Origin of the sequence: Paenibacillus hunanensis (assembly GCF_034055775.1) — a bacterium.
Classification (GTDB): Bacteria; Bacillota; Bacilli; order Paenibacillales; family Paenibacillaceae; genus Saccharibacillus; species Saccharibacillus hunanensis.
Map to the genome: position 1 here is coordinate 4756906 of NZ_CP139194.1, position 24144 is coordinate 4781049.

Below are 24144 nucleotides of genomic sequence, written 5' to 3' on the forward strand. Positions count from 1 at the left end.
ATATGTCTTTTTGTTTTAAATTTTTTATGGATAACAGGATTTCATTTCTTTTATTACATGAGACAATTATTCATCCTGTGACTTGCTCACTCCTAAATCAGTCTCACTTCGTATGAGCGATTACTCTCCTTCGATCATCGAAACTGTGTTTGGCTACTCCACACATGCTCTGTTACCTCTCGCTTACTTCGGCTCGATACCCCACACCAGCTTGCCTTGATCATACACCGTCATTTTGTTCCAATCGCCAAAGGAAGTGCTGCCGTACGAATAATCATTACTTTCATCATAATTACTCCAGTCGGACGGATGAATACGCGCATGGACTTCGCCGCTCTGACCGCCTGCTGGAATCGCACCTGCTGCATTGCTGAATGAGAATTCCACATAGCGATTCGCTGTCGCATTACTGCCACTTACTGCCGCCGATGTCGTGGTTACATTGGTGCCACCTACATTTGCCCAATCGATATACGTCTGATCGCCAGATTTGCCATCATTGTTAAAATAATAGCGCACCTTCAGATCACTCAGCTTCACGGCTGTACTGCCATTGTTTTTAATATTGAAAATGGGACGCAGCGCATTATCTGACGGATTGTTGTCGGCACTACGATATTGCAGCACCAGTGATCCGTTGGCAGGTGTCGATGGCTCGGAAGGTGTCGTTCCACCGCCGTTATCTGGATCAGTGCCACCGCCTGTGCCTGGATCTGGCGTTGTTCCTGAGTCAATGCTTGTGCTGCCTGCACGAATCTGTTCGCGTACGAATTTGCCAGATGCCGATAGATTGTTCGCACTCCAGCCGCCTGTAGAGCTTGCCCCTGGCAGTAGCGCTGCGGACGATTCGGTTTTATCCGACAGCGACCAGTTCACCCAGCTTACACCACGATTGTTCAAGAAATCGATCCATGTTTTCGAATCGGACAGGTACGGGCCACCGTTACCGGATGCATCACTGGTTCCCCATTCGGTTACGAAAATAGCGGCTTTTTTCCCCAGCGCATAGTCGATCCGGTCACGCAAATATTGTCCATGCGTACCTGCGTAGAAATGTAGCGCATACAATGTGTTTTTATCTGGCAATTGATTGTCTGCGGCATCCTGAATATCCTGACTCCATGTACCAGTACCCACGATAATCGGGTTATCCGGGTCTTTGGCGCGAATCGTCTGAGTTACCTCGAGCGCATAGGGACGAATCTGCCCATTCCAGGTCACGCCTCCATTTGGCTCATTAGCGATCTCATAGATGACGTTTGGCAGATTGCCGTACAGACCTGCCATCTCGCTAAAGAAGCTTTTCGCCTGTGCCTTATAGATATTCGGATCGTTATCGGACAGAATATGCCAGTCGATAATAACATACACGCCCAGCTCCTTCGCTGCGGCAACGGCTTCCTTCACCTTATTCGCAACCGATGGATTAGAAATGTAACCGTTCTCTGCTGTGTACATCGCTACCCGAAAAACCGAGATGCCCCAGTCATCACGCAGCCATTTCATCGTATCGCGATTCACGTAGTTGCCATACCACTGCACGCCATGCGAGCTCATTCCTCGTAGCTGTACCGGCTTGCCGCTTGCATCGACCAGCTTACCATTGGATACAGATAACTGACCATGCTGGGCGACAGGTGTGGTTGCTGCTGATACTGGCGATGACCATGCCGACATGCCCAGCGATAAGGCCAGCACGGCAGCCGATGCACCTGCTGTCCACTTTTTCCATTGCTTCATCCTCATTACGTAACACTCCTTTTCTGGTTGAGTACCTGTTCGTGCATGTTAAAGTGTTCCTGTTCACCTCATTCTGTGTCCAAACAAATTGCAGATATGATCCACTTTACTTCCTTGTTTAATGAAGAATTGCCTATGCATCCATCCTATAACTAAATTAATATATTTTTACCAGAAAATGAATATAAAGATTCCGAAATTTGTAAATAATTATCATAGCTAGCAAGTTATCTTCACTGAATCGAGCCATTCGGCCCTATTGATCCGTATCCTAGCTAAGCTTATCCACGCTCCACTTATCTGCGATTGTTACGTCGAAAAAGCTGTAGCATACTCACGATCACAAATATAGCGATAATGACAAAGATCATGCCTAACCCTTGCAGCACAGAATATACAATCTCCATTGTTCAAAGCCCCTTTTCAATCAAGTCCGATAGGTAGCGAATCGATCCTTACTGTAATTGATTCACTAACGCCTGTTATACATTCACCCTATCATAACATAGTTGAATAAAGGAACGCAGGTCGAACGCTGTGCTTTATGCTCTATGCGTTATCGTTATCTCTATACCTCATCTACTTCGGCAATCGTGAATGCTCATGTTAGATCATAGTAGCTAATTCTGGTTTATCAGCAACGAACACTTACAATTAAAAATCGGGTCTCCCTAGTTATTACATTAGAAGGAAGACCCGACTCCAAATCGCTGCCTTGTTAGTACAGCTTCTACTTAGCGCTTAGCGCTACTGCATAGCAATGAGCTAACTACCAACTAAGCCTGTACCTGTACCTGTACCTGTACCTGTACCTGTACCTGTACCTGTACCTGTACCTGTACCAACAGAGGCTACAGTAGGTAGCTCAACTTATCCACTTCAATTTACGGAGCAATCCCCCATACAAGCTTACCATCCTGATACAGTGTTACTTTGTTCCAGTCTGTATACGACGTTTTGGTTGGATCAAAGGAATAATCGTTGCTTTCATCCAGTGCCGACCAGTCGGATTTGGCCATGCGTAGCTGAATTTCGCCTGTGCTTGCACCTGGCTGCAATTTACCTGCCGCTGCTGTGAAGCCCAGTTCCACATAGCCGTTACCGAATGTGCGTGTAATATTGTCCTGACCGACTTGAGCCCAGTCAATCCATGAGCTCATCGTTCCTCCACCCTCTACACTGAAGTAGTAACGCAGCTTCAAAGTGCTCAGATCCACAGCGGATGTACCCTTATTTTGAATATTCAAATAAGGCTTGATCTGTGAATCAGTCGCATTCGTATCTGCTGCACGGTATTGTACGACTAGATCGGACGACGTTGGTGGTGTGGTTGGTGGCTCTGTCGGCGGCACCTCGGTCGCTGTCGGTTTAGCGCTAACCGCAGCGGAATCGTTGCTGCTGCCAACCGCATTCGTTGCACTCACCTTGTAATAATACGTTGTGCCATTCACAACATTGCTATCGGTATACAGCGTTGCCGTTACACTACTGCCTACAGCTGTAAACGGGCCTGCTGCATCGGTTGCGCGCTTCACTGTATAGCTCGTTGCACCTGTTACAGAAGACCAGTTCAGCTTCACCTGTGCATCACCAGCTGTGGCTTGCAGACCAGTCGGTACAGCTGGTGATGTTGGTGTTACAGGAGGTGGCGTTGTACCGCCTGTTGTCAGTACAGGGAACGAGTTGTTTACAAGCGTTACGAATTGATCGTGGAACCATGCACCGGAGATCGGTGCATTTGGCAGTGCGCCAGTCAGTACACCATCTGGTGTAGTATACGTTGGGTCACACATCCGATCAAAGCCTTTGCCTTCATTGTTCGGGATCAGTGAGCTAGAGCCATCCGATTCACCTGGGGGCTTCACCCATACGTATGCATCCAGATGGGCAGCCGGTGCAGCTGTAGGCGGTGTACCGATACCGGCACCACTCACATTACACCAGTTCCCGCGGTGCGAACGACGATCGACACGTCCCGAGTTTACGTATGAATTAATGTCACTACCTGATGCCATCGTTGGACGGTTCGGGCCACCCCAGCCATTACGTCCTGTGTCGATCAGCATCCCAATGCTACTAGGGAAGCCTGCATTCACAAAGTCGGAGTACAGTATGCTGGTGAAGTCCGATTCGTCAAAATACGGATTCCATTCATAGTACTTCGCCGACTTGATCGGTTGTCCCCCGACATTCAGATCCGGGTTCGGCAGATTCGGCTCATTCAGCGGTGTTGTATTCGCCGTATTGGTGACAAAGCCATCCACACTGGACAGACCTGCTGTTGTACCGCCTACGACTGTTTTGTACAGAGCAACACCCGCTGTACGGTTGTTATCCCAGCCCATCCAGCCGGAGTGACCGATATCCAGGTAGTTGTATGTGTTAGGAATAGCGTGCAGCTTGTTCAGCGCATATTGGATACCATCCACGTAGATGCCACTAGAATTGGCAGCCGCGCAGCGTGCATCATTCAGATTCGTTACCAGGTTAGGCAGGCTATCTGGTTCGATCACATTGACGATGCGAATATCTTTATATTTAGGATTCGCAAAGACTTGTGCGATCGCATCGATATACTCTGTTTTATAACGTTGCAAAGCCGCCTGGGTGAGCGGCAGCTCTCCGTTAGACGCAAGTGCATGACAATCGCGTCCTGGCAGATCATAGATAACGAACATAGCGGTAATCGGCGTATTGCCTTTCTTTTGTGCCAATGCTGTATCCAGATGCTGCTCCAGACTCAGTCTGCCTGCATTCGCCGAGCCACCTGCAATCGCATCGATCCGATCCAGCCAGACGGCAGTTGGATACGATTTGACTGTAGCCATTTTCGCTTTCAACGTTGTATCGGTTACTTTTGCAATCGAGCCATCTACCTCTTTGGCATAATCCGGGTTAATATAGGCTGTAGCTCCGACAAACGGATTGTCCACATGCGATTCCGCGTACACCGGTGAAGCAGTCATGGCAGGCAACAGACTTCCTGCGAGTAACGACACAGCCATCGTATACTTAAATCCTTGCCAAAATCCTTTTTTGGACTTCAATCCATTCACCTTTCTTTCTGTGGATTTGTGTGAAGCAAGCTGTTTGAATGTAGTAAGCGTTTTCGTTTCGCCTGACAGCTTACTGATACCCCTTTTGAATCACCTCCCTTTCACAGTCGATTATACGAAAGCTAATTTTTAGTGTATATTTCAAAATATGGATTTTAATTTCAATTTTTAATATCTTATATTGAGAATGGACGCTTTTGTTATATGGTAATATTTTCTAATTAAAATTGAATTTCTAGCTTTCTTGCTCGACTTCTATACCATTCAACTAACAACAATCCACAAACAAACAAGCTCGGACATGCAAAAAGACCAAAAGTCTCCTTTTGGTCTCGTTTTGTATCTGCTTTTTTGTTTTCACTTCGCATTGTTATCATGAACGGAAATCACTTATTGTAGCTACCTTCGTTCATGTTTTCAGTCATTCTTGCTCGTCCGTTTCCTCATTTCACTATCGTATACGAGCAATAAGATATTAACAGATATAACAATATCGCCATCATATATAACATTGACGATTGTAATTTCCACATTTTACTATATATTTTAAATAGAGTCCGCAATTTTCACTTTTGCCTGGCGCTTGGCTGTCTCGCGATACATACGGACGGCGCCATAAAAGCAGAAGCTCCAGAACAGCACCATGAATAGCTGGAACCACCATGCGTCATATTCTGCCCAAAACGCATTCGCTATACCGCCCAGTGTCACCACACCAGTCGCTGCGGCGAGGGCAAAGCGCTTCTTGATCGCGTCTGGAGCCAGATCCTTTTGCCGCTCATACAATTGATGAAATAGAAGCTGAAGCATCAGCCCGATTCCAAACCAGGCCATATGCGACATCATACCGAAAATTCGCCCCAGCACGATCCAGACAACCAGTACCTCAATCCAGCGCATCATCCGACCTTTACCAAAAAAATATTTCATGCTATCCCTCCACCGCCGTCAGGCGTTTATCTTCTGTTACCACTATTACGCCATAAGTGCGTGTCGGTTACAGTATATTGGAGAGAAAGCGACTTCGCGATGGAGATGTTCAATATTTGGACTTATTTAGACTTAAATAAAAAGTGAAAATAGTTCCCCTCATACCTCATACCTCATACCTCATACCTCATACCTCATACCTCATACCTCATACCTCATACCAATTATTCTGACTCCGGCTCGACTGTAATGTCCAGCACCTTTTCCGCTAGATCGGCATAATGCTGATCCAATGTGACCTTGACCCGACCCTGACGTCGTTTCTCACGCCACTGCGTCAGCTGTTCCTCCGTCTCCAGCCGCAGCTCAGCAAGCTCATCCGCACGATCGAACATATACTTGCTCGTCAGCAGCAGTGTATAAATCCCCTGCCCTTCCGGCATAATCGCTGGTGTGCGTTCCTGCCAATCCTCCACATTCAGCTTCACATACAGCTGATCCTGCTTACGTTCATCTGGCGGTAGCTCTTCAATATCTCCACGCCGCATAATCTGCCAGCCCGTAATACGCCCATAATAACGTATGCCCTCCTGCCCTTGCGCACCAAAGCTCCGCTTGGACTGATACATTGCCACATAATTCAGCTGCGTCACCACCTGCACATCATTCAAATTACGCAGCGGTACATGGTAAAATCGATGCTTCAACGCCAGTTCTACCTGCTCCCGGCCACGCACCGAGCCAATCAGCATATTACGCTGTCGCTGCTCGATCGCATCCTCATAATATTCCTCAGTCCGCTGTGGTACGGTTGCACGCTCATACGATTTTTCCGGGCTATCTGCAATCAGCTCATCCAAAAATTGCTCAACAAGCGAGGTCGCATTAGGCAAGAACGGCAATGCACCCACATTGATCCGCTGAATACTTTTATAAAAATGATGCTCCCGATACTGCTCTTCATCTCCGTACGGAAATAGCACATATGCCCCATACATCGTACGCTCATAGCGCTCCCGATCTTCTGCTGACGAATCGTCAAGATGCACCATCGCATCCCGATAACGGTGCATCGTATTAATGTCTTCCTCCTGCGGTCCCGGCTGCTTGTACATCACCCGATAAGCTGAGCCTTGCTCTGCCACATGAATACGGTATTTCGCATCGAAAATAAAGTTATACGTCTTCTGCTTACCAGCATCCTGCTTGTGGAGCGACAGTACATTATCTGGACGCTGCGCGAGTGTAGGCGATGCCGTTCCTTTCGGTGCACTGTTATAATACAGCACAAATAGCTCACCTGTTCGTGGATGACGATACTTCATCTGCGACTGCTGTCCTCGATCCAGCGTCACGAATAAACCGGAATGATTGAGCTTGATCACACTTTGCTCAACTAATGAATATTTGCGTGCCAGAAGCTCATTCAGCTTGAGGAAGCACCAGTATTCGTACAGCTCTGAGATTTCCTTCATCGATAGCCGTAGCAGATCACTTTGAATGGACAGCCCTTTGAGCAGGGTCAAATAATATCGATACATTTCCCGATACCCTGGCGCCATCTGCATCACAAGACTAATGCTCATACTGCGCATAGGCGTCAGTTTCTTTAGCCATTCTACGCTTAGCATACGCTCTAAGCGCCGGATCATCTGTGCAACGACAAGACTAAACTGCTCATCATAGCTCCGACTACGGTAATTGGTAGGACGACTAAGCTGCTCATATTGCTCTTGTAGCTGGTTCAGCCGCACCAGAATACGCTCTAGCATCCAGCGCAGAAAGCGATTTTCCGCTGTGTCATACGACAGGCGCTTAACGGTATCAAGTAGACGCGTTGGACGGTACGCTTCGCCTGCGATAGGAATAGTGCCCGGTCGAGACATAGCATGCCGAGTGGCATGTTCGCCACGCCGCTGCGAAGTAGAATTAGATGAAGTCGAACGAGTATCCAGGCGAGCACCGGAAGAATATGATCTTCCTAATCTAGCATTCGAATCAGCGCCATACTGCTGCTCGAACCTGTCATTTGAACTCCTTTCAGACCGCTGCCTATGTTGATCGTATTCCACATTCAGCCGCTCCAAATACTGCGGATGACTGGATAAATACTGACTATTTTTCCGAGATGGTCTGCGTGCCTGACTTGCCTTCCGCACTTCGGTGTGACGTTCCATCCGATGATGCGGCTGTAGCGTAATCCGTTCCATCGCCCGTTCCATATGATCAAATAAATGCGTAATAATCGAGAAAAATTCCGTTAAGCTCTGGTGCTCGGTATCACGCAATGTCGCTGACTGATACGTGCGTTTCAAAAAATCAAAGCTCAGATTATAGATCTGCCGATTCACTTCCTGCAATAAACGTACATAGTCTTCACGGTAATCGAGCTTGGATGGGAACACCTCCAGCTCGACCGATAATAAACGCTGCCCACCCGATCGCAGCTCCAGCTCGCTAAAGCCGACTTCATTGCGAAAGTTAAGCAACCCGGACAGAATACGCGTCCCTTTCCACGTCACCGCTTCACGCAATTGACGATTCACATGGTAAAAATTGATCGGCATCGTCACATCATCCCGGCGCTCATAGATCCACTCATACGTCTGCTGCTCATAAAAGCAAGGCAAAACAGGCGTCTGTCGATCCCAATCCACCAGCTCACCCGTCAATGGCGAAAAAACCTGAACCGACTGCACCTTCACCTCTGGAGCTAACGATACACATTTGAGATGAGCATCCACCCATTGCCCCTCCTGCCGATGCAGCTCCAGCGCTTCCACCGATGGATGATACGGCTTGCCTTCGATATAGATATCACCAATCGTTGTACGTATTTGTAATAACCGCACCGTCTGTTCCGGGTTCATTCACTCACCTCCTTACGAGCTATCCATCCATCAAGATACCCAGTACGATGTAAAGCCATCCTCATCCAGCTTCCGAATCATATAGACCAGCTTACGCGCACTCTCTGGATATTGGGCATTCGGAGCTTCTTCTCCATACTCCCATTGACTCCAAAAACGATCATCATCTTCAAATGGAGACGGCACACGCACATCATCCTTCAGACACAGCTCCAACAAACGCACCAGCGCTCGCCGCACCGCTGCCTGACTCCCCTGAATACGCGGCAAAATCTTTTGCAGCAATTGCAGATCGAATGCCTCATCTTCACTCATCAAGCCAAATCGCTGATTATACACCAGATAAAAGCAAATCGTATCCCGAATCCGGTAGCCCACATGAGCATGAATATTTTCCAAAATACGATTCACACGTACCAGCTGTTCTGTCGTGCGTATGATCAGCTCCTCATGCTCCTCCATCGCATCGACAAGCTGTAAATAATCACTCCGCAAAAACGGCTGCTCCATCGGCACCGTCTCAACCGTAGTAGCCGTCCTGCTCTTAGCTGGCAACTGCATCAGATCAATCGTATCGAACTCAATTGTATTCGCCCGATCCAGCACACGCTTGCTAAATGGATACGTCGTTTCATCCATATTCACTGTGCCCACGATATATACATTATCCGGTATGCCCAGTTGCCCATACATCACCCGATCCTCTTCCAGCTGCAGCATACCTGCGGCGATTAATGGATCGGTCACGATTCGCCGTTCTGTTTTGCGTTCATGGGCTGGCTTGCGACTATAGTCGTTTCTAGAGTCGTTTGCTTGTGTGGTAGTGGTTGTATTCGTCTGGTTAGACATTACATACTGCACATGGTCTGTACCATCGAATGAATCATCTTCATCCATATACTCCGCATCAGTACCAGCATGGTCCGAAATAGCCGATCCTTGCTGACTCTGACGACTCTCAGGCTCGAATGAAGTGTGTCTCTTTAATGAAGCATCCGACTGGTTAGAATGGATAGAGCTAGCATTAGAACGAGAATCAGAATGCAGCTTGGAAGCATCGGCAGGAGACATACGGAGCGATTCGCTATCTTCTGAATGACTACGATCTCCGCTAAACGATCCTTCACTATGCCCGTTACCTTCAGCATTTTTATTAACTTTAGTATTTTTATTGACTTCAGTCTCTTGATTAGCTTCGCTTTCTGTATTCCCTTGGTTTCCTTTGTTTATTGTATTATTTTCATTACCTTCATGATCTAGCATCATATGCCGTCCTTTAGTGCCATCACGATCACGCTCATCAGGATAACGCTGTACAGAACTAGAACCACTTGAGTCATCCCGCTCCCCATACGCATAGGATTGCCCCTGCTTCACACCTCTAGCCTGCTCCGACGCTCTTCCAGGCTCCTGCTCTCCTGTATACACATACTCCTGCCGACGCTCCGGCGAAGAATACGGATGCACAATCTCTTCGCGCCACTTTTGCGTTTCCAGCAAACTCATCATATCGCTAAAATAATGCTCCACCCGCGCCAGATTCATCTCATCCAGACAGACAAAATAAGGCTTTTTCCGGTTCTCTGGCCTTGAAGCCTCACGAATGACCAGCGTCAGCGGCCCCGGTTGAAACATCCCCGACAGATCACGGTACCCGATCAACTCCGCGGGATCACTCCAATCCGGTCGCACTGGAATGAGCGTAAACTGCCCATTTTCCGCTGTCGCTCCAATCGCCTCGGCAAATAGCCGTACCAGCCGCGTCTTCCCCGTTCCCGAAATCCCCGCTAAAATGACAAAAGGCCGCGTTTTCAGCGACAAATAGAAGTTATGCGTAAGCTGCTGTGGAAAATAAAAGCCACTTGCCGATACATACTCACTAATACGCTCCAGCACATCCGCGATATCCCGATCACGTAAACGAGGCACATACACTTCACCACCATCGTCCTCCTGCACCTGAACCGCCCACATCGTATTCGGCGTAATCGCCGTACTCTCGATATAGAACATATAACTGTCCATCGCATCCCATAGATCGGTGACGAGCTGCTCATTATCCGGTAGCTGCGCCGTATCATAAGCAAAATAAGCAATCGTTGACGTCTGGTAATCATCCCCCAGCCGCCCATCGCCCAGATCCATCTCATCATCCATCCGCATCCGCCCAGCCGGTAGCTTCTCCCGAATCTCCTGCGCCCGCTCCTGAAAATACGTCTGGCTGTCACTACGTCCCAGATGACTGCGCACTTCACCCAGCCCTTGATTCAGCGTCAAATAAAGCCGCTGCATATCCGCCGAAAACAAATACGCCACATACACCCCACGCTGAATCGTATCCGTCAGCTGCGGATACATCACCGCAATCCACGGAATCGTCGCCCAGTTATTGCCACGCCCGACGGAGCCACGTACTTTGAAGTGATTATGTACGAATGGAAGCGAACGCAGATGCTCCGGTACGATCTTCCGTACATACTCTGCCAGCGGATGTCCGGTAAGTGGCTGCTGCTTGGCAGGGAGGTAGTTGCGAATGATGTTCAGCAGGTCTTCGCGCAGGGAGAAGTCTGATTGCGGTGGTGCGTAGTAGATATCCAGCTCATCCAGAGTGAAGTGGTATAGTTCGTCCAGTACGGCTGGGGTAAGCTGGTTGTAGATTTCTGGTTTGAAGCCGATCGTGTAGCCGGAGCTGGGGTAGTCGAGGATATGCATAAGCGATTCAATTGTCGAATCTACAATATACTGCACTCTGCTCACAACTACATCTGCCCAGCGAAAGGCAATACGTGAAGGCGGCGAATCGACAGGTAAGCTACGAGCTTCGCGCTTTTGAAAGTAGTCGAGAAAGCGCTCCTTGATGCGCGTCATGGATACTTCGCGTTCACGGCTTGCACGCATTTCGTCGATAAGAACGAGAATAAAAACCATTTTGTATGATTTTTGGCGATGCAGGAAGATATTTTGGAGTTCTATTGGTAAGGTCATAGGTATTCTCCTTTGCCATTCAATAATATAAAAACGCTATGTTAGATCAACCTGAAAATTCATCTATTTATATGCAAATTCAATCGTAGAGGCTATCAAAAACCTTTAAAACACTCAATATTTTAATGTTTACACAAAATAATACATTTCTTCATTCCCATTTTAAGTCAAAGCAGATACAATAAAGTAAGTTAAAAGCAACTTTTGAACTATAAGTCAGGTTCTTTAGACTTACATATATTTCTGGCTGTAGTTTTTGTATAAATATGACTTTGTGTTGATTGATTATGATTTATTCAAATAACGGAGGATTGACCATGGCTGATACTGTATCAGAACATTTTATTGATATACTCAAACGTTGTAAACAATCATCAAAAGAAGCAGTAGAAAATTTAGAGAGCTTTAGCACATTTAAAACATATATGCACATTCAGCGTCCTGTCGAACTGGAATTAGAAAACCATATCAACAACGCGTACACTGCTTTGAATGCTCGTTTAATTTTAGTATGTGGTGGCGTTGGCGACGGTAAGTCACATATTCTTTCTTATTTAAAAAACAAATACGACTTTCTGAATGATCCTACCGTTTTTTACTTACACAATGATGCTACAGAGAGCTTTTCTCCACACAAGACATCTATTGAAACGTTAGCTTCTGTATTGAGCAACTTCTCAGATGAAGGATTACAACAAAACAATACTCAAAATATCATTTTGGCTATTAATCTTGGTGCTTTAAACAACTTTATCGACTCGGAATATGGAGAATCTTTTAAGCGACTTCGTGCTTATGTAGAGCAAAAAAAGATTCTAGAATCAGTTATTTCGAATGAAGCTAGCGAAGACGATCATATTTTCCAATACGTTAACTTCAGTGATTACCACATGTACCAGTTAACAGATCAAGGACCCAGATCCAGCTACATCAAGGGTATTCTTAGTAAGATTACCCAAAAAACACAAGATAATCCGTTCTATCAAGCTTACCAAAGAGACGTAGCAGCGGACAATGAACTAGCTGCTAAAAATCCTATTCTTCAAAATTATGAATTATTACAGCAAGATATCATACAACAACGCATCATTGATCTACTGATTCAAGCCATGGTCAAAGAGAAACTTCTTATATCAACGAGAGCGTTATTAGACTTTATTTATAATATCTTAGTTCCATCTAGTATGGAGAATGCAACACATCAGCAAATACAAAATATGATCCATTCACAAGACTTTGAATCATATACCAAGTGCCTTCTACCGTTTCAGTTATTTGAAAAGATAGATGCTTCTGCCATTCACCAAGCGATTGATCGAATTAACCCTACGAGAATCCGAAGCGAAGTTTTAGATGATCATCTTATAGGTTTTAAATCACGTAAAGATGGAGCATATTTATTTGCCCAATATATCGATATTAATCATTTATCGTATTTCGCTAGAGGTCTAATTCCTAATTCTCCTTGGCGTAATCCTGAAGATAAAAGTCAAGCTTTCAAACGGACACTTACCAAGCTATTCGTTTACCTTTACTATCTAATTCCTAAAGCATCACATACTTCTTTTAAAGATAAAGTTTATGAAGAATTTATGCGTAATCTATTTTATTGGAACAAAAAAGAAATCAGCAAGCTTTCCAAACTATATCGAGAAGATGTTAGGGACGCTATATATAAATGGAATGGAGAAGGTAATTCAGACCTTATTTATGTACAAATTGGTCAACCACAAACTCAATACTATGCACTGCAAAAGTTAGAAATTGAGCCTCACATTATACGTACTAGCCCTACTACACAGAATGAATTGTATAAATTTTTGACTATGATGACATTACAATTCAGAGTTCGCAATGTTAACTATATAGATGATAGTACGATTCCATCGATCGACATCGATTTTTCACTTTACTCACTTTTACTTCAAATTAAAAATGGATATCGACCAAATAAAAAGGATAAATTCCAATTCATTAAATTTGTAGAGTTTATTGATAAGCTCAGTAATGCTGGCAATCAAGTTGAAGAAATCGTTTTCGAAAGTAAGCAGTTCGGTAAATCTACTCGATACCGACTAAAATATGATGCTACATTTGATCAATATTCATTTATGGAGACGTGAACCTATGAGTTATAAATTAGACTTAGATACAATTCGGGATAAATTCAAATTTACTTCTTCCATTCGTCATAATCCTAAAATTGAGTTAGAGTTTCTTCCTTATAATACAAAATTCAAAGACACTCAGTACAACTTTAGAGAAGTTATCGGAGAGTTTATTCGTTTAATTGGGCAAAAGAAATTAGACGAAATCGTCAATACAGATGAACTTATTAATACAGTTTTGGATTCAATTGATTTTGACGAAGTACATCAACGCAGTGAATTTAGACAAATGATCAAAACATTATTTATAGATGAAAATAATCAACTTTATCTTTTTCATCCACAAACGTTGTACTACATAAATACTGTAGACAATGAAAACAAAAAGCTAGCCACCTTTCTATATAATGTACTTTGGATAAATCAACAACCCTGGAATATAACAAATAATACGGATTATCATTCTGATCTGATGAGTGCATTGTTGTTCAAATCGTTACCACAATTAAACGACAATCCCAAAGATCCTAGAAGTTATGACACTATTATTCCTATAATATCGGACTTATTTATTAAAGATTTCAACTGGCTAGTTACCAAAAGTGAACTATTTACAAGTCAAGTTGAGAAGCTAATCTCTTATTATTACTTTCTATATGTCACTCAATTTGCGCGTAAAAACGAACTGCTATTTAAAGCTACTGATATAGATATCCATCCATTATATTTTACATTTGAAGGTGAAGAACGGCTGTCTAAAACAAGAGTTAGCTATGAATTTGGCTGGAAAAGTATTGAACGCGCGATCAACCAAACATTCGCTCATGTAAATTTCCTTAAAATGATTAATTTTACTGAATCCGGCTCTACTGATTCAGACAATGATAAGTTGCTATCTTATCAGCAAATTGCAGAACAAGTTCAAACGATGTCTTTAGAAGAACAAATAGAATTAGAACAACAAGTGGATACATTGATTCAAGAGTATAAAGAGAACTTATCCGGTGATATTAAATGGGAGCAACTTGGGACATTTCATTCATCATCTCATATACCTGCATTGCAAAAATTAGACACTTTATTTCATATGATCGATCATCAGTTCAATAATAGCAGTCGCTCTAAACCATACAACGAGTTCAAACAATGGTTTGTACACTTTTGCCAAAAGACATTTTTAAAGTCACGCGGCAGATCAGGCAAGATGCTCATCTTAGATACAGACTATTTACTTTTCTTAACCAAACTTATGATTAAAAATGAGCCTAAAATCCGGCTAAAAAATTTATTTTCAGAGTTAGAAGCTAGAGGTATTATTTTTGACCGTGATACTCAAACTTCGATTGTAGATTACTTCGAAAAATTAAACTTGCTAGAGAAAAAAAGCGATAGTGGGGATGCTATATATGTCAAAGCATTTTTATAGTTACTTGGCACAACAGATTCAGCAATTTTTCACTCGTATTAGTGTGCAACCAGGTGAAAAATATCATATTCAATTTGAGCGTTCTGAACAAGTACTGGATCTGGTCAATGAAGTGAAAAATCTTGCAAACATTGAACCTTTCTCTATGACAACTCCAGATGGTTTTTATCAATCGATATGCTTAGACAATGGTTCAGCTAAAGTATTAATAGCATCGAATACGGACGATATTACACCTGACTTCTTGACTACACTTCGTAACAAAGTAGGGACTCAGGAAGATACTTTTGCAGATAAGGCAATGCTGTTAATTCATAATTCTAACTTGGACAGTCTAGTCCAAGGAATGACTTCATTTGCCAAAGAAGGGATGCCATTTCATATTCATGAAATCGAAAGCAACCTTCAAGAAGCAATGAAGATCTCTGCTCTTTCTAAAGAAGAAAAGCAAATTTTAGAATTCAGCATGTCTTCTAATAAAGCCCAACAAGGTCTTCATGAACAAGTAACTTTATTTGATTACGAGAAAATTTTGACTGTGTTAAATAATCAGATTTTAGAGCCTTCTGATTATAAAGACTTAGGATTGTTCTACGATTCTGAATTGCTCAATACCGCTATGACTGCTAAACAAATCAAAGAACGTCTAAATCATAACCAATCTTTATTCAGTGATGTTGAAATGGCTCATCAGTATGGTCCGGTTGATATTAGTCTGGAACGACATTTTGATGATGCCGGTGTGAGAGTACTTTCGGCTATAGACTGGCAAGAAACAGACTTTGGTATGGTTCGCCGCTCTAATGATAAAAAGCTTGAAGGAAAAGGATTAGAGTACTTAGAACCAACTAAAAAAGTCGCTTTAGAAGGGCTAATATATTGGGAACGCCCAGAAGGCGAAACAAAAAGTAAACAGCGTAAGCGAAACATCATTATATTTAATCCCGAACAACAAAATACCATTACCATCGAATTGCCTTTTAATGATTTTGTGAAAACTGAATTTATCAATCGAACCGAAATCAAACAAAGAATTGTGGCAGAGCAATCTGGCAAAAAATTAAAAGTCAAACTACAATTTGAACCCGGTCAAACATGCTTTTATGGTGTGAGGTATAAAACCGATATATCACCTGCATACGAGTTTAAAATTGCAGTTGTTGAGACATATGAAAAATTTATTAGCGCCGTACAAACTTCTTATACCATCCATCTTTCTAAAACGAAAGGCTCCTATATTTTAATCAATTCAGATGATGAGCAATGGATTTTTAATAAGGGAGCAGAAGAAGTAGCTCAAGCAGCTCTTCAAGTTGACGGGACAGCTAACGCATTTGAAATAGGTGAATTTGAAGAATTAGTCATCAGCAAAAATGCAGACAATACTGGAGAAGAAGATCTCATTCCATTTTCTATTAAACTCCCTCATACCGAGATTCCGTTTGCAGTCCAAGATGTGGTAGAAAGACCGGTACCTATTGGTGGCTTTAGTGTCTGGAAATTGAAACGTGAAAAACAAGAGCATTTTGTATATCGCATTGAAAACGACAAAATGAAAATCATACAAGGCACTCGTGAAACATACGCTCAAGGAGAGTTCAAAAAGAATCTAGAACGTGAACTGACATTAATCGAGGATAACCACTTGTATTTTATTGAAGAAGCTGGAGAGCTTACTTCCGAACCGATTGCAGTGAAAGAAAATGTACGCGAAGCTTATTTAGATTTGCTTCGCTACTTTAGAACGAATCAACTTTTGCCAAGCTTAGCTTATTTTGATGAAGAATACACCGCTTTAGCCCAAAATTTTGTTAATGCTTACTTACAAGAGTTACAACAGCTAAATAATGGTCAGTCTTTGGATCAAACCCAGCGCGATTTGGTATTGATTGGAACGATACGTAAAGGACTTAAAGAATCAGAATGGCTGTATACTCCATTACATCCACTTCACCTGGCGTATCAATTACAGTTGAATGAGCTTATTGATTCAGAAATCATCAATGATGAACTTCTCCGTTCATTACGTCCAACCAATTTATTACCTTATGTATCATTCAATAATTCCAAACTCTATAAAGCAATCGAGCAAAGCGATTCTTTTGAATGGACAACTTACATCGATCAAAGTCTTCCACGCTTTGAGACTTCTAAATTTTTTGTAAGTAAGTTAGTTCAAGAAAAAATCGAGGAGTTTACGGAGCATTTTTCATATTTATTTGATCTGGACTATAGAGCACCACTAAAGATCAATACAATGAACATGGGTGATTGCCAAGAGATTCTTCAGGGTTTATTTGAATATTATAAGCGGCAATTACGGAGAAATGTAGAGAAAACAGAGCTGCTGCCTATGGAGCTTCATATTTATGCTGAAAAAGGAATAAATAATGCCTTTGAAGAGATGTCTCAATATTCTAATGCTGACGATATCGCCAAAAATTTCAATTTGAAATTAGAGCTAGAAGGATATCATTCAGAAGAATTACTTAATATTTTCCGTGATCAAGTTAAATTTTATTCTCAAGATATCAAATCCAGTCAATATGAATACAGTCATATTACGTTCTATCAAATGAATAAAATTGAACAAATCGCTACAAGCAATGCTTCTGAAATTATTACAGGGGTATCTTTATTCGGATTAGTATCTGGTATTCCCTCTGTCTTTATCAATGAAGACTACAAGACAGGATTTGGAACTAAATATTACCCAGCGAAAGATACACCACTGCTGGCAATAGTACCTAAGCTGAACTCGTTATTACGTGTTGCTCGAACTTTGGATAACTATCAGGAAGATATGAATATTGTAACTGCAATCTCAGCTACTCATAAACAAAAGCTGGATCTTGTATACGACTCTGCACATTGGGTTACGTTTATCGAACCCAAAGTAGACTTGAGTTTCTTCAAAAACAATGATCTACAGAAAGAACTGCTCGTTATTCATTACAGTGATCAGTACACATCTTCAAGTGGATTTGATGCTATTACGGTAACGAGACGCTCAGATCAATATCAGCGCTTAATAAACGAGTTTCTGCGTTCTCATCAAATTGATGTTCATGCTGACTTGCTCCCTCCAATCATTAATTTCTTTAATGCAATTAACGGAAACTGGCTATTACGTTTATTAGCGCAAAAAAATCAATTTCCTAGAGAAAAAATCAGTATTTTATCCGCGGTAAAATTGGCATTAGCTGCCTTTGCCCATTCAGATATTATATGGATTCCAATATCGATGGAAGAGATCCTTCGTATATCTGGCGGAACCGGATTGCGGCAAAGTGATGGATTATTTTCAGCGAAAAATCTGGGCAAACTTGGATCGTACAGCGATGATCTATTACTAATCGGTATCGAACAACAAGAAGAGCAAGTTTACGTTCATTACTATCCAATTGAAGTGAAGATCGGAAACAACCCGAATGGTGTATATGAGAAAGCGATCAACCAAGTTAAACAAACACAACAATTATTGATCGATTTCTTGACTGATACGAACAGCTTTACAGCTAAACTTTATCGTAACTTCTTTATTCAACTTGCGATTGCAAGTGCGGAGAAAATGGATTTGTATAACATATGGCCAGAACAGTATTGGGAGAATATTACGAACAGTGAGTTACGAGGTCGTTTGCTTAATGATGACTATATAATCTCAACTCATTTACAAAATTATATTGGTAATGGATCTGTTATCTCTTTTAAGAAGGATACGGTATTTAATGAGATTAAGCATACGGATCAAGTGATGATATTTAACTATCCTGAAACAAGCGGCTATGACTTTATTATCAAAAGTATTGAAGATATGAAAAACCATCTTCAAAGTGCTTATGGTGACATTCCTAGAGAACAGCTCTTGTGTAACTTATATTCATCGGATACGACAATTCAACAAACAAATGATAGTGAGGATGAATTATCTTCTAAAGAAAAGATTATGTCTGCTGTAATAATCAACAGCGGGTTAGGGTCAAAGCAAGCTCCAGAAGAGTCTTCTTCTAATATGGAAATAAATATCGAAATCAATGAACCTGTTCGAAAGCCGTTGGAAGTACTGTTCGGTCATAATGCTCAAAACAATGAAGAAATAAAATGGTACCCTACTACTACGGATAAAGTAATGCACACCAATACAGGGATCATTGGAACAATGGGGACAGGAAAAACCCAGTTTACTAAATCTCTCATTACACAGTTATCTCGTAATAGCCAAGATAATGTAAATGGTACGCCTATTGGTATTTTGATCTTTGATTATAAGGGCGATTATATCAAGCCAGAATTCACGGAAACTACTAATGCGAAAGTATACGACTTGTACCATCTTCCATATAATCCGCTATCTCTCTATGTAACGCAGCCGATTAAGCCACTGTTACCTGTCCATACAAGTAGTTCCCTTACAGATACAGTTGCCAAATCATTTGGTCTTGGACAAGTACAGTCTATTATTCTTAAAGGTACGATTATGGAGGCTTATGCTAAGAAAGGGATTGTCAAAAATGACCCTTCTACATGGAAGCAGCCTGCTCCTACATTGAGTGATGTATATGATCTCTTTGCAAGCAAAGAAGATACCAAAGTAGATAGTCTATATGCTGCGTTACAAGAGCTATATGAGACAGAAGTATTTGAACCGGATTCAACCAAAACGATCTCTTTATTTGACATGATTGATGGTATTACCGTAATTAATCTGTCTGGATTCAACGAGAGCATTCAGAACTTGGTTGTGTCGATCACGCTAGATGTATTCTATAACCAAATGCAGATGCAAGGACATAGCGCTATTGAAGGCACCTATCGCGAGATCACTAAAATGATTCTGGTAGATGAAGCAGATAACTTCTTAAGCAAAGATTTCACGTCAATCAAAAAGATTTTGAAAGAAGGACGCGAATATGGCGTTGGTACGATCCTTTCCACTCAGTTTATGAATCACTTCTCAACTTCAGATAATGACTACGCGAATTACATTCTTACCTGGATTGTGCATAGTGTATCTGAGATGTCAGCTAAAGAGATTCGGATGGTGTTTAGTACTCAGAGTAAGGCTGAGGAAGAGAGTATTATGAATCGGATTAAGTCATTACAAAAGCATTATAGTATTGCGAAGGCTGGAGCTGGACAGCCGATTTGGATGCGGGATAAGGCGTTTTGGGAATTGAAAAATTGAATTTCATATTTGAATTACAGCTACACAATCATGTTTTTATAGAGGAAGGAAGATAAACTTTGAATGAAAGTTTAGAAACATTTATTACAGAGTCCGAAAAGCAATTAAATACAAAAGCAAATAAACTTGAAGAATCAAGAAATCGAATTTTTGAATTTATAAAAGAAAATATTATGCCTGAGGTTGGAATAAAAAATTTAACAGTACAAGGAAGAGTCAAACAAAAAGAAAGCCTTAGAGAAAAAATAATAAGAAAAAATTACTTCATTGATTATAACACTGCTGATGAATTTATTAACGAACTTACAGATATTATAGGTATACGAATTGTATGTTTACTAGAAAAAGAAGAAAAGTTACTTTTTGAAGAACTAGATAAATTATTTACTCAGATTGACAATGGATATCATGTGATTCCCGATACAAATGTGAGGAATGATTATTTAAGAATCAACAAACTTAATCAACCTAAGTTACAAAAAAATGGATATGAGATTTATAAATTAGATTGTCAATGGGTTTCCGGTAAATCTGTAATTAATGTAGAATTACAATTAAAATCTTTAGTGCATATGTTTTGGGGAGAAATAGAACATATGCTATTTTATAAAAATTATGCATATATGGTGGGTGCAGAGTTTTATAGAAACTATATGGACTCTACCAAACAATTATTGAATGCAGTGGATCATCAACTAGACATAATGAAAAATCAAATGTTTGCTAGATCTTCAAGTAAACAAATCGAAGAATCAAGGCAGATGGTTACTAAATTAGTTTATAACACTTATCAACCTGTCGTTACACGGATATATAAGTGCGACTTAGATTTGAGAGAAGTTTACGATTTAGCGATTCATATAAAATTCCAGGGAATTTTTGAAAGTAATGAAGCATTATCCCGAACAACTGAAATCATTAATATTTTAAATTCTACGACTGGCCAAATGAATGATACAACTTTCATGTTTGAGAGTTATAAGCCTAGTCAATCTTCATTATCAGAAGAATTAAAAAAGGTTTCTTGTATTTTGGATACTTTAATAAAAGAAAATGATGTGTTTTGGAAGACCTTATTTGCTACTTTGAAACTTCTTTTGAAAGAGAATAATTCCACAAAAATTCTTGACCAAACTTCTGAGAAACTCATGAATTTTTTTACAGGCTTAAATGAAGAATTTGATGAAGGTACTAATGAAGTAACTGATATAGTTATCAAAGATATTCAATCAGGTATTATAAAAGCTTTTGAAGATTACAAAAAACTCGATTTCTTTTCTCCATCAATTCACCAGTCAGATATATATGAATCTATATTGATATTTATAAGAGAAAATAGAGAAAGTTTTTATGAATTAGAAAATGATCCGAAATTCAAAAAATCAAAAGAGAAATTAAGTCATATGATTAGTTCTTTAATAACTATTAAAATAAATTCTATTGTTAACAAAAAAGTTACTAATGCAGATTTAAGAAAATTAAATGAACTGGTAAATGATAGTGATATGGTGTGGATACCTGAAATTCATAGAGATAATTTAGAAAAAGTCACTGGTAAAAATGTAGATATAGACCGCAAAGAATTCAACTCACTATTTCAAAAATCGGAGGAACATCATGAATAAATCTTTTATCAAATTAAATCAAGAACATTTCACCCTTTACTCAGTTTCTTTTAATGTAGAAGAATTAATAAATAATACCAAAGTACATTACTATAATTCAGATACAAATGAAGGCTATCAAAGACCTTTAGTACCATCACACTACAAAAAAATCGCTAAGTATCTTCAGGAAAATACAAATCCAATTCTTCCAACTGCTATTCTCACAGCAATTGATCCAGAGTATATAGAAGAAGGCGGCGGCCTGCTTATAAAAGAAACTTTACGTGTAGTTGACGGACAACATAGAATTGAAGGAATGCGCTACCTTAAAGAAACTAATTTATCAGCTTTTCAGAGAATAGCAAATTATGATTTTCCTGTATTAATAATGGCTATAAGTGAAGAACATAAAATGTACGAAATTAATGCCTTTATTGATATTAATAAAAAAGGAAAACCTGTTAGTACTGACTTAGCTGTACAATTAGGTCAAAAAATTCGAGAAGGTGATTTAAACGCTGTTAATAAAGACTTGTACGTTGATGTTGCAACAAAAACATCTCAAATGCTTAATAAAGATAAGTCTACTCTTTGGTATGAAACTATAAAAGTAGGGGATGATAAAAAAGAAGGTAGAATAATAAGCATTAATGCATTTTATCAATCTATTTTTCCGATCGTGCAAAATTATGTAAAAGATGGAATGATTTCAATCGCACAGCGTGATGATACTGCCTCTGAATTAGCAATTTTTATAAGTCAATCTTGGAGACTAATTAAAGATACCTGGCCTGAATGTTTTATAAACTCAGAAAATAAATATAATATTCAAAAAGGAATTGGTGCATATTCTCTCCATATGATTTTAGGAGAAATGGTAGAAAATTCAAATGGGAATTTGGATAGAGCACTTGAGCTATTTAAAGAATTAATAAATAATAGTCAAGTAAAAGCTAGTGATTGGAGAATAGGTGGAAGATTCTCTTCATATAATTCAAAATCTGGTTTCCAGAAAATTGCGAGTTATATAAAAAATGAAATCAGTACATTAGATTGATTTGACAGTAAAGACTGGTGAATATCACCAGTCTTTACTGTCATTTTATAACTTTAAATATTTCTAATTCTTTATTATTTAATTTAGAGTCTAAAGTAATTCTTATCGTTTGTCTAACTTCTTCTAAAGAATGTCCAGTAGCTTTAAGTACATGACTAGGTTTAGCTGAACTACAAGCTGAACCAGAAGATAAAGCTATATAGTCAGACAATTTTTTAATAAACAATTCATTGTTAATACCAATAAATTGCAAATTAATTAGCCCAGGAATTTTATTTTTCTCATCGCTATTAAACTTTATCTTCTCATGTAGATTAGTCTTGAGAATATCAGTCAAATACTTTTCAAGTTCTATTAAACGTTGTACATTTTGTTTAAGATTATTTCTAGCAAGTTCAGCAGCCTTACCTAATCCAACAATATTATGAACAGCCAGCGTACCACTACGATAATTATTCTCTTGCCCTCCACCATGCATCAATGGAGTCAAGCGAGTATAAATCTCTTTCGACTGCTTCCGAATAATAGCAGCTCCCACACCTTTCGGACCGCCAATCTTATGTCCAGACATCGAAAGAAAACGAAGACCTGGCATTTTGCTCATATCTACTGGTACTTTACCAATCACTTGAGTCGCATCCGTATGAAAGAATTGTCCATTCTCTTCAAATACCTTTGCTAGCTCTTCAATCGGATTAAGTGACCCAATCTCATTATTTCCCCACATAATCGAAGTAAGAAGTGGCTGCATTTGCGAAGCCGCTTCTTTTACTTGATCTACTCCTACTCGTGCATATTGATCCACATCTAAGAAGGATACATCATACCCACGTTCTCCAAGGAAATTAAACGTTTCAATAACAGACGGATGCTCAACTTTAGTCGTTAATAAGCGCTTATTAGCTCCTGCTTCACGTCCATAATAGTCTGCAATCCCTTTAATAATCATATTATTACTTTCTGTAGCTCCACTAGTGAAAACAACCTCGTCTGGATCGCACCCTAATAAAGCAGCAACTTGTTCTCTCGCCTTAGCTACAGCCTTTTTTGCATTCTCAGCTAGTGAATAAAATTTGCTAGACGGATTACCATACTCCTCTTGAAGGTAAGGCATCATCGCTTCTAATACTTCTGGATGAATCTTAGTTGTTGCACTATTATCTAAATACAGCATAAT

At 40.6% G+C, this 24144-nt stretch carries 11 protein-coding genes; 5 read left to right on the forward strand and 6 right to left on the reverse strand.

What is annotated here, in order from left to right; all coding sequences use genetic code 11:
* Positions 1–183 precede the first annotated feature (183 nt).
* From SK066_RS19205 to SK066_RS19225, 5 genes are all read right to left on the reverse strand, one after another.
* Positions 184–1746, reverse strand: coding sequence for a cellulase family glycosylhydrolase (locus tag SK066_RS19205; RefSeq protein ID WP_320542688.1), 1563 nt, complete (start codon positions 1744–1746; stop codon positions 184–186).
* Between the two features lie 878 nt (positions 1747–2624).
* Positions 2625–4745 carry a glycoside hydrolase family 6 protein gene (locus SK066_RS19210; RefSeq protein WP_320542689.1) on the reverse strand — a complete coding sequence of 707 codons (2121 nt, stop codon included), beginning with the start codon at positions 4743–4745 and terminating at the stop codon, positions 2625–2627.
* A 597-nt stretch (positions 4746–5342) separates the two neighbouring features.
* The gene (locus tag SK066_RS19215) at positions 5343–5726 is read right to left on the reverse strand and encodes a hypothetical protein (protein ID WP_320542690.1); all 384 of its coding nucleotides are present in this window, start codon (positions 5724–5726) and stop codon (positions 5343–5345) included.
* Between the two features lie 224 nt (positions 5727–5950).
* Positions 5951–8596, reverse strand: coding sequence for a DUF2357 domain-containing protein (locus SK066_RS19220; RefSeq protein WP_320542691.1), 2646 nt, complete (start codon positions 8594–8596; stop codon positions 5951–5953).
* A 30-nt stretch (positions 8597–8626) separates the two neighbouring features.
* Positions 8627–11581, reverse strand: a complete 2955-nt coding sequence (locus tag SK066_RS19225) for an MrcB family domain-containing protein (RefSeq protein WP_320542692.1) — start codon at positions 11579–11581, stop codon at positions 8627–8629.
* A gap of 317 nt (positions 11582–11898) precedes the next feature.
* Here SK066_RS19225 and dptF point away from each other — a divergent pair, with 317 nt between their 5' ends.
* From dptF to SK066_RS19250, 5 genes are read left to right on the forward strand one after another with little or no spacing between them, the layout of a single operon-like run.
* Positions 11899–13704 carry a DNA phosphorothioation-dependent restriction protein DptF gene (gene dptF / locus SK066_RS19230; protein ID WP_320542693.1) on the forward strand — a complete coding sequence of 602 codons (1806 nt, stop codon included), beginning with the start codon at positions 11899–11901 and terminating at the stop codon, positions 13702–13704.
* A gap of 4 nt (positions 13705–13708) precedes the next feature.
* The gene (dptG, locus tag SK066_RS19235; RefSeq protein ID WP_320542694.1) at positions 13709–15115 is read left to right on the forward strand and encodes a DNA phosphorothioation-dependent restriction protein DptG; all 1407 of its coding nucleotides are present in this window, start codon (positions 13709–13711) and stop codon (positions 15113–15115) included.
* The gene (gene dptH, locus SK066_RS19240; protein ID WP_320542695.1) at positions 15096–20303 is read left to right on the forward strand and encodes a DNA phosphorothioation-dependent restriction protein DptH; all 5208 of its coding nucleotides are present in this window, start codon (positions 15096–15098) and stop codon (positions 20301–20303) included. The genes dptG and dptH overlap by 20 nt, the downstream gene beginning before the upstream one ends.
* Before the next feature lie 59 nt (positions 20304–20362).
* Positions 20363–21928: a hypothetical protein gene (locus SK066_RS19245; protein ID WP_320542696.1), complete on the forward strand. Its 1566-nt coding sequence runs from the start codon at positions 20363–20365 to the stop codon at positions 21926–21928.
* Positions 21921–22967 (forward strand): DGQHR domain-containing protein, encoded by a 1047-nt coding sequence (locus tag SK066_RS19250; protein WP_320542697.1) that lies wholly within the window; start codon positions 21921–21923, stop codon positions 22965–22967. The genes SK066_RS19245 and SK066_RS19250 overlap by 8 nt, the downstream gene beginning before the upstream one ends.
* A gap of 40 nt (positions 22968–23007) precedes the next feature.
* On the opposite strand, the gene SK066_RS19255 is transcribed toward SK066_RS19250, so the two are convergent.
* Positions 23008–24141, reverse strand: a complete 1134-nt coding sequence (locus SK066_RS19255) for a cysteine desulfurase family protein (RefSeq protein WP_320542698.1) — start codon at positions 24139–24141, stop codon at positions 23008–23010.
* Positions 24142–24144 lie beyond the last annotated feature (3 nt).

Coding starts and splice junctions, on each gene's coding strand:
- SK066_RS19205 (WP_320542688.1), bottom strand. CDS start 1,746: ATGAGGATGAAGCAATGGAAAAAGTGGACAGCAGGTGCATCGGCTGCC.
- SK066_RS19210 (WP_320542689.1), bottom strand. CDS start 4,745: ATGGCTGTGTCGTTACTCGCAGGAAGTCTGTTGCCTGCCATGACTGCT.
- SK066_RS19215 (WP_320542690.1), bottom strand. CDS start 5,726: ATGAAATATTTTTTTGGTAAAGGTCGGATGATGCGCTGGATTGAGGTA.
- SK066_RS19220 (WP_320542691.1), bottom strand. CDS start 8,596: ATGAACCCGGAACAGACGGTGCGGTTATTACAAATACGTACAACGATT.
- SK066_RS19225 (WP_320542692.1), bottom strand. CDS start 11,581: ATGACCTTACCAATAGAACTCCAAAATATCTTCCTGCATCGCCAAAAA.
- dptF (WP_320542693.1), top strand. CDS start 11,899: ATGGCTGATACTGTATCAGAACATTTTATTGATATACTCAAACGTTGT.
- dptG (WP_320542694.1), top strand. CDS start 13,709: ATGAGTTATAAATTAGACTTAGATACAATTCGGGATAAATTCAAATTT.
- dptH (WP_320542695.1), top strand. CDS start 15,096: ATGTCAAAGCATTTTTATAGTTACTTGGCACAACAGATTCAGCAATTT.
- SK066_RS19250 (WP_320542697.1), top strand. CDS start 21,921: ATGAATAAATCTTTTATCAAATTAAATCAAGAACATTTCACCCTTTAC.
- SK066_RS19255 (WP_320542698.1), bottom strand. CDS start 24,141: ATGCTGTATTTAGATAATAGTGCAACAACTAAGATTCATCCAGAAGTA.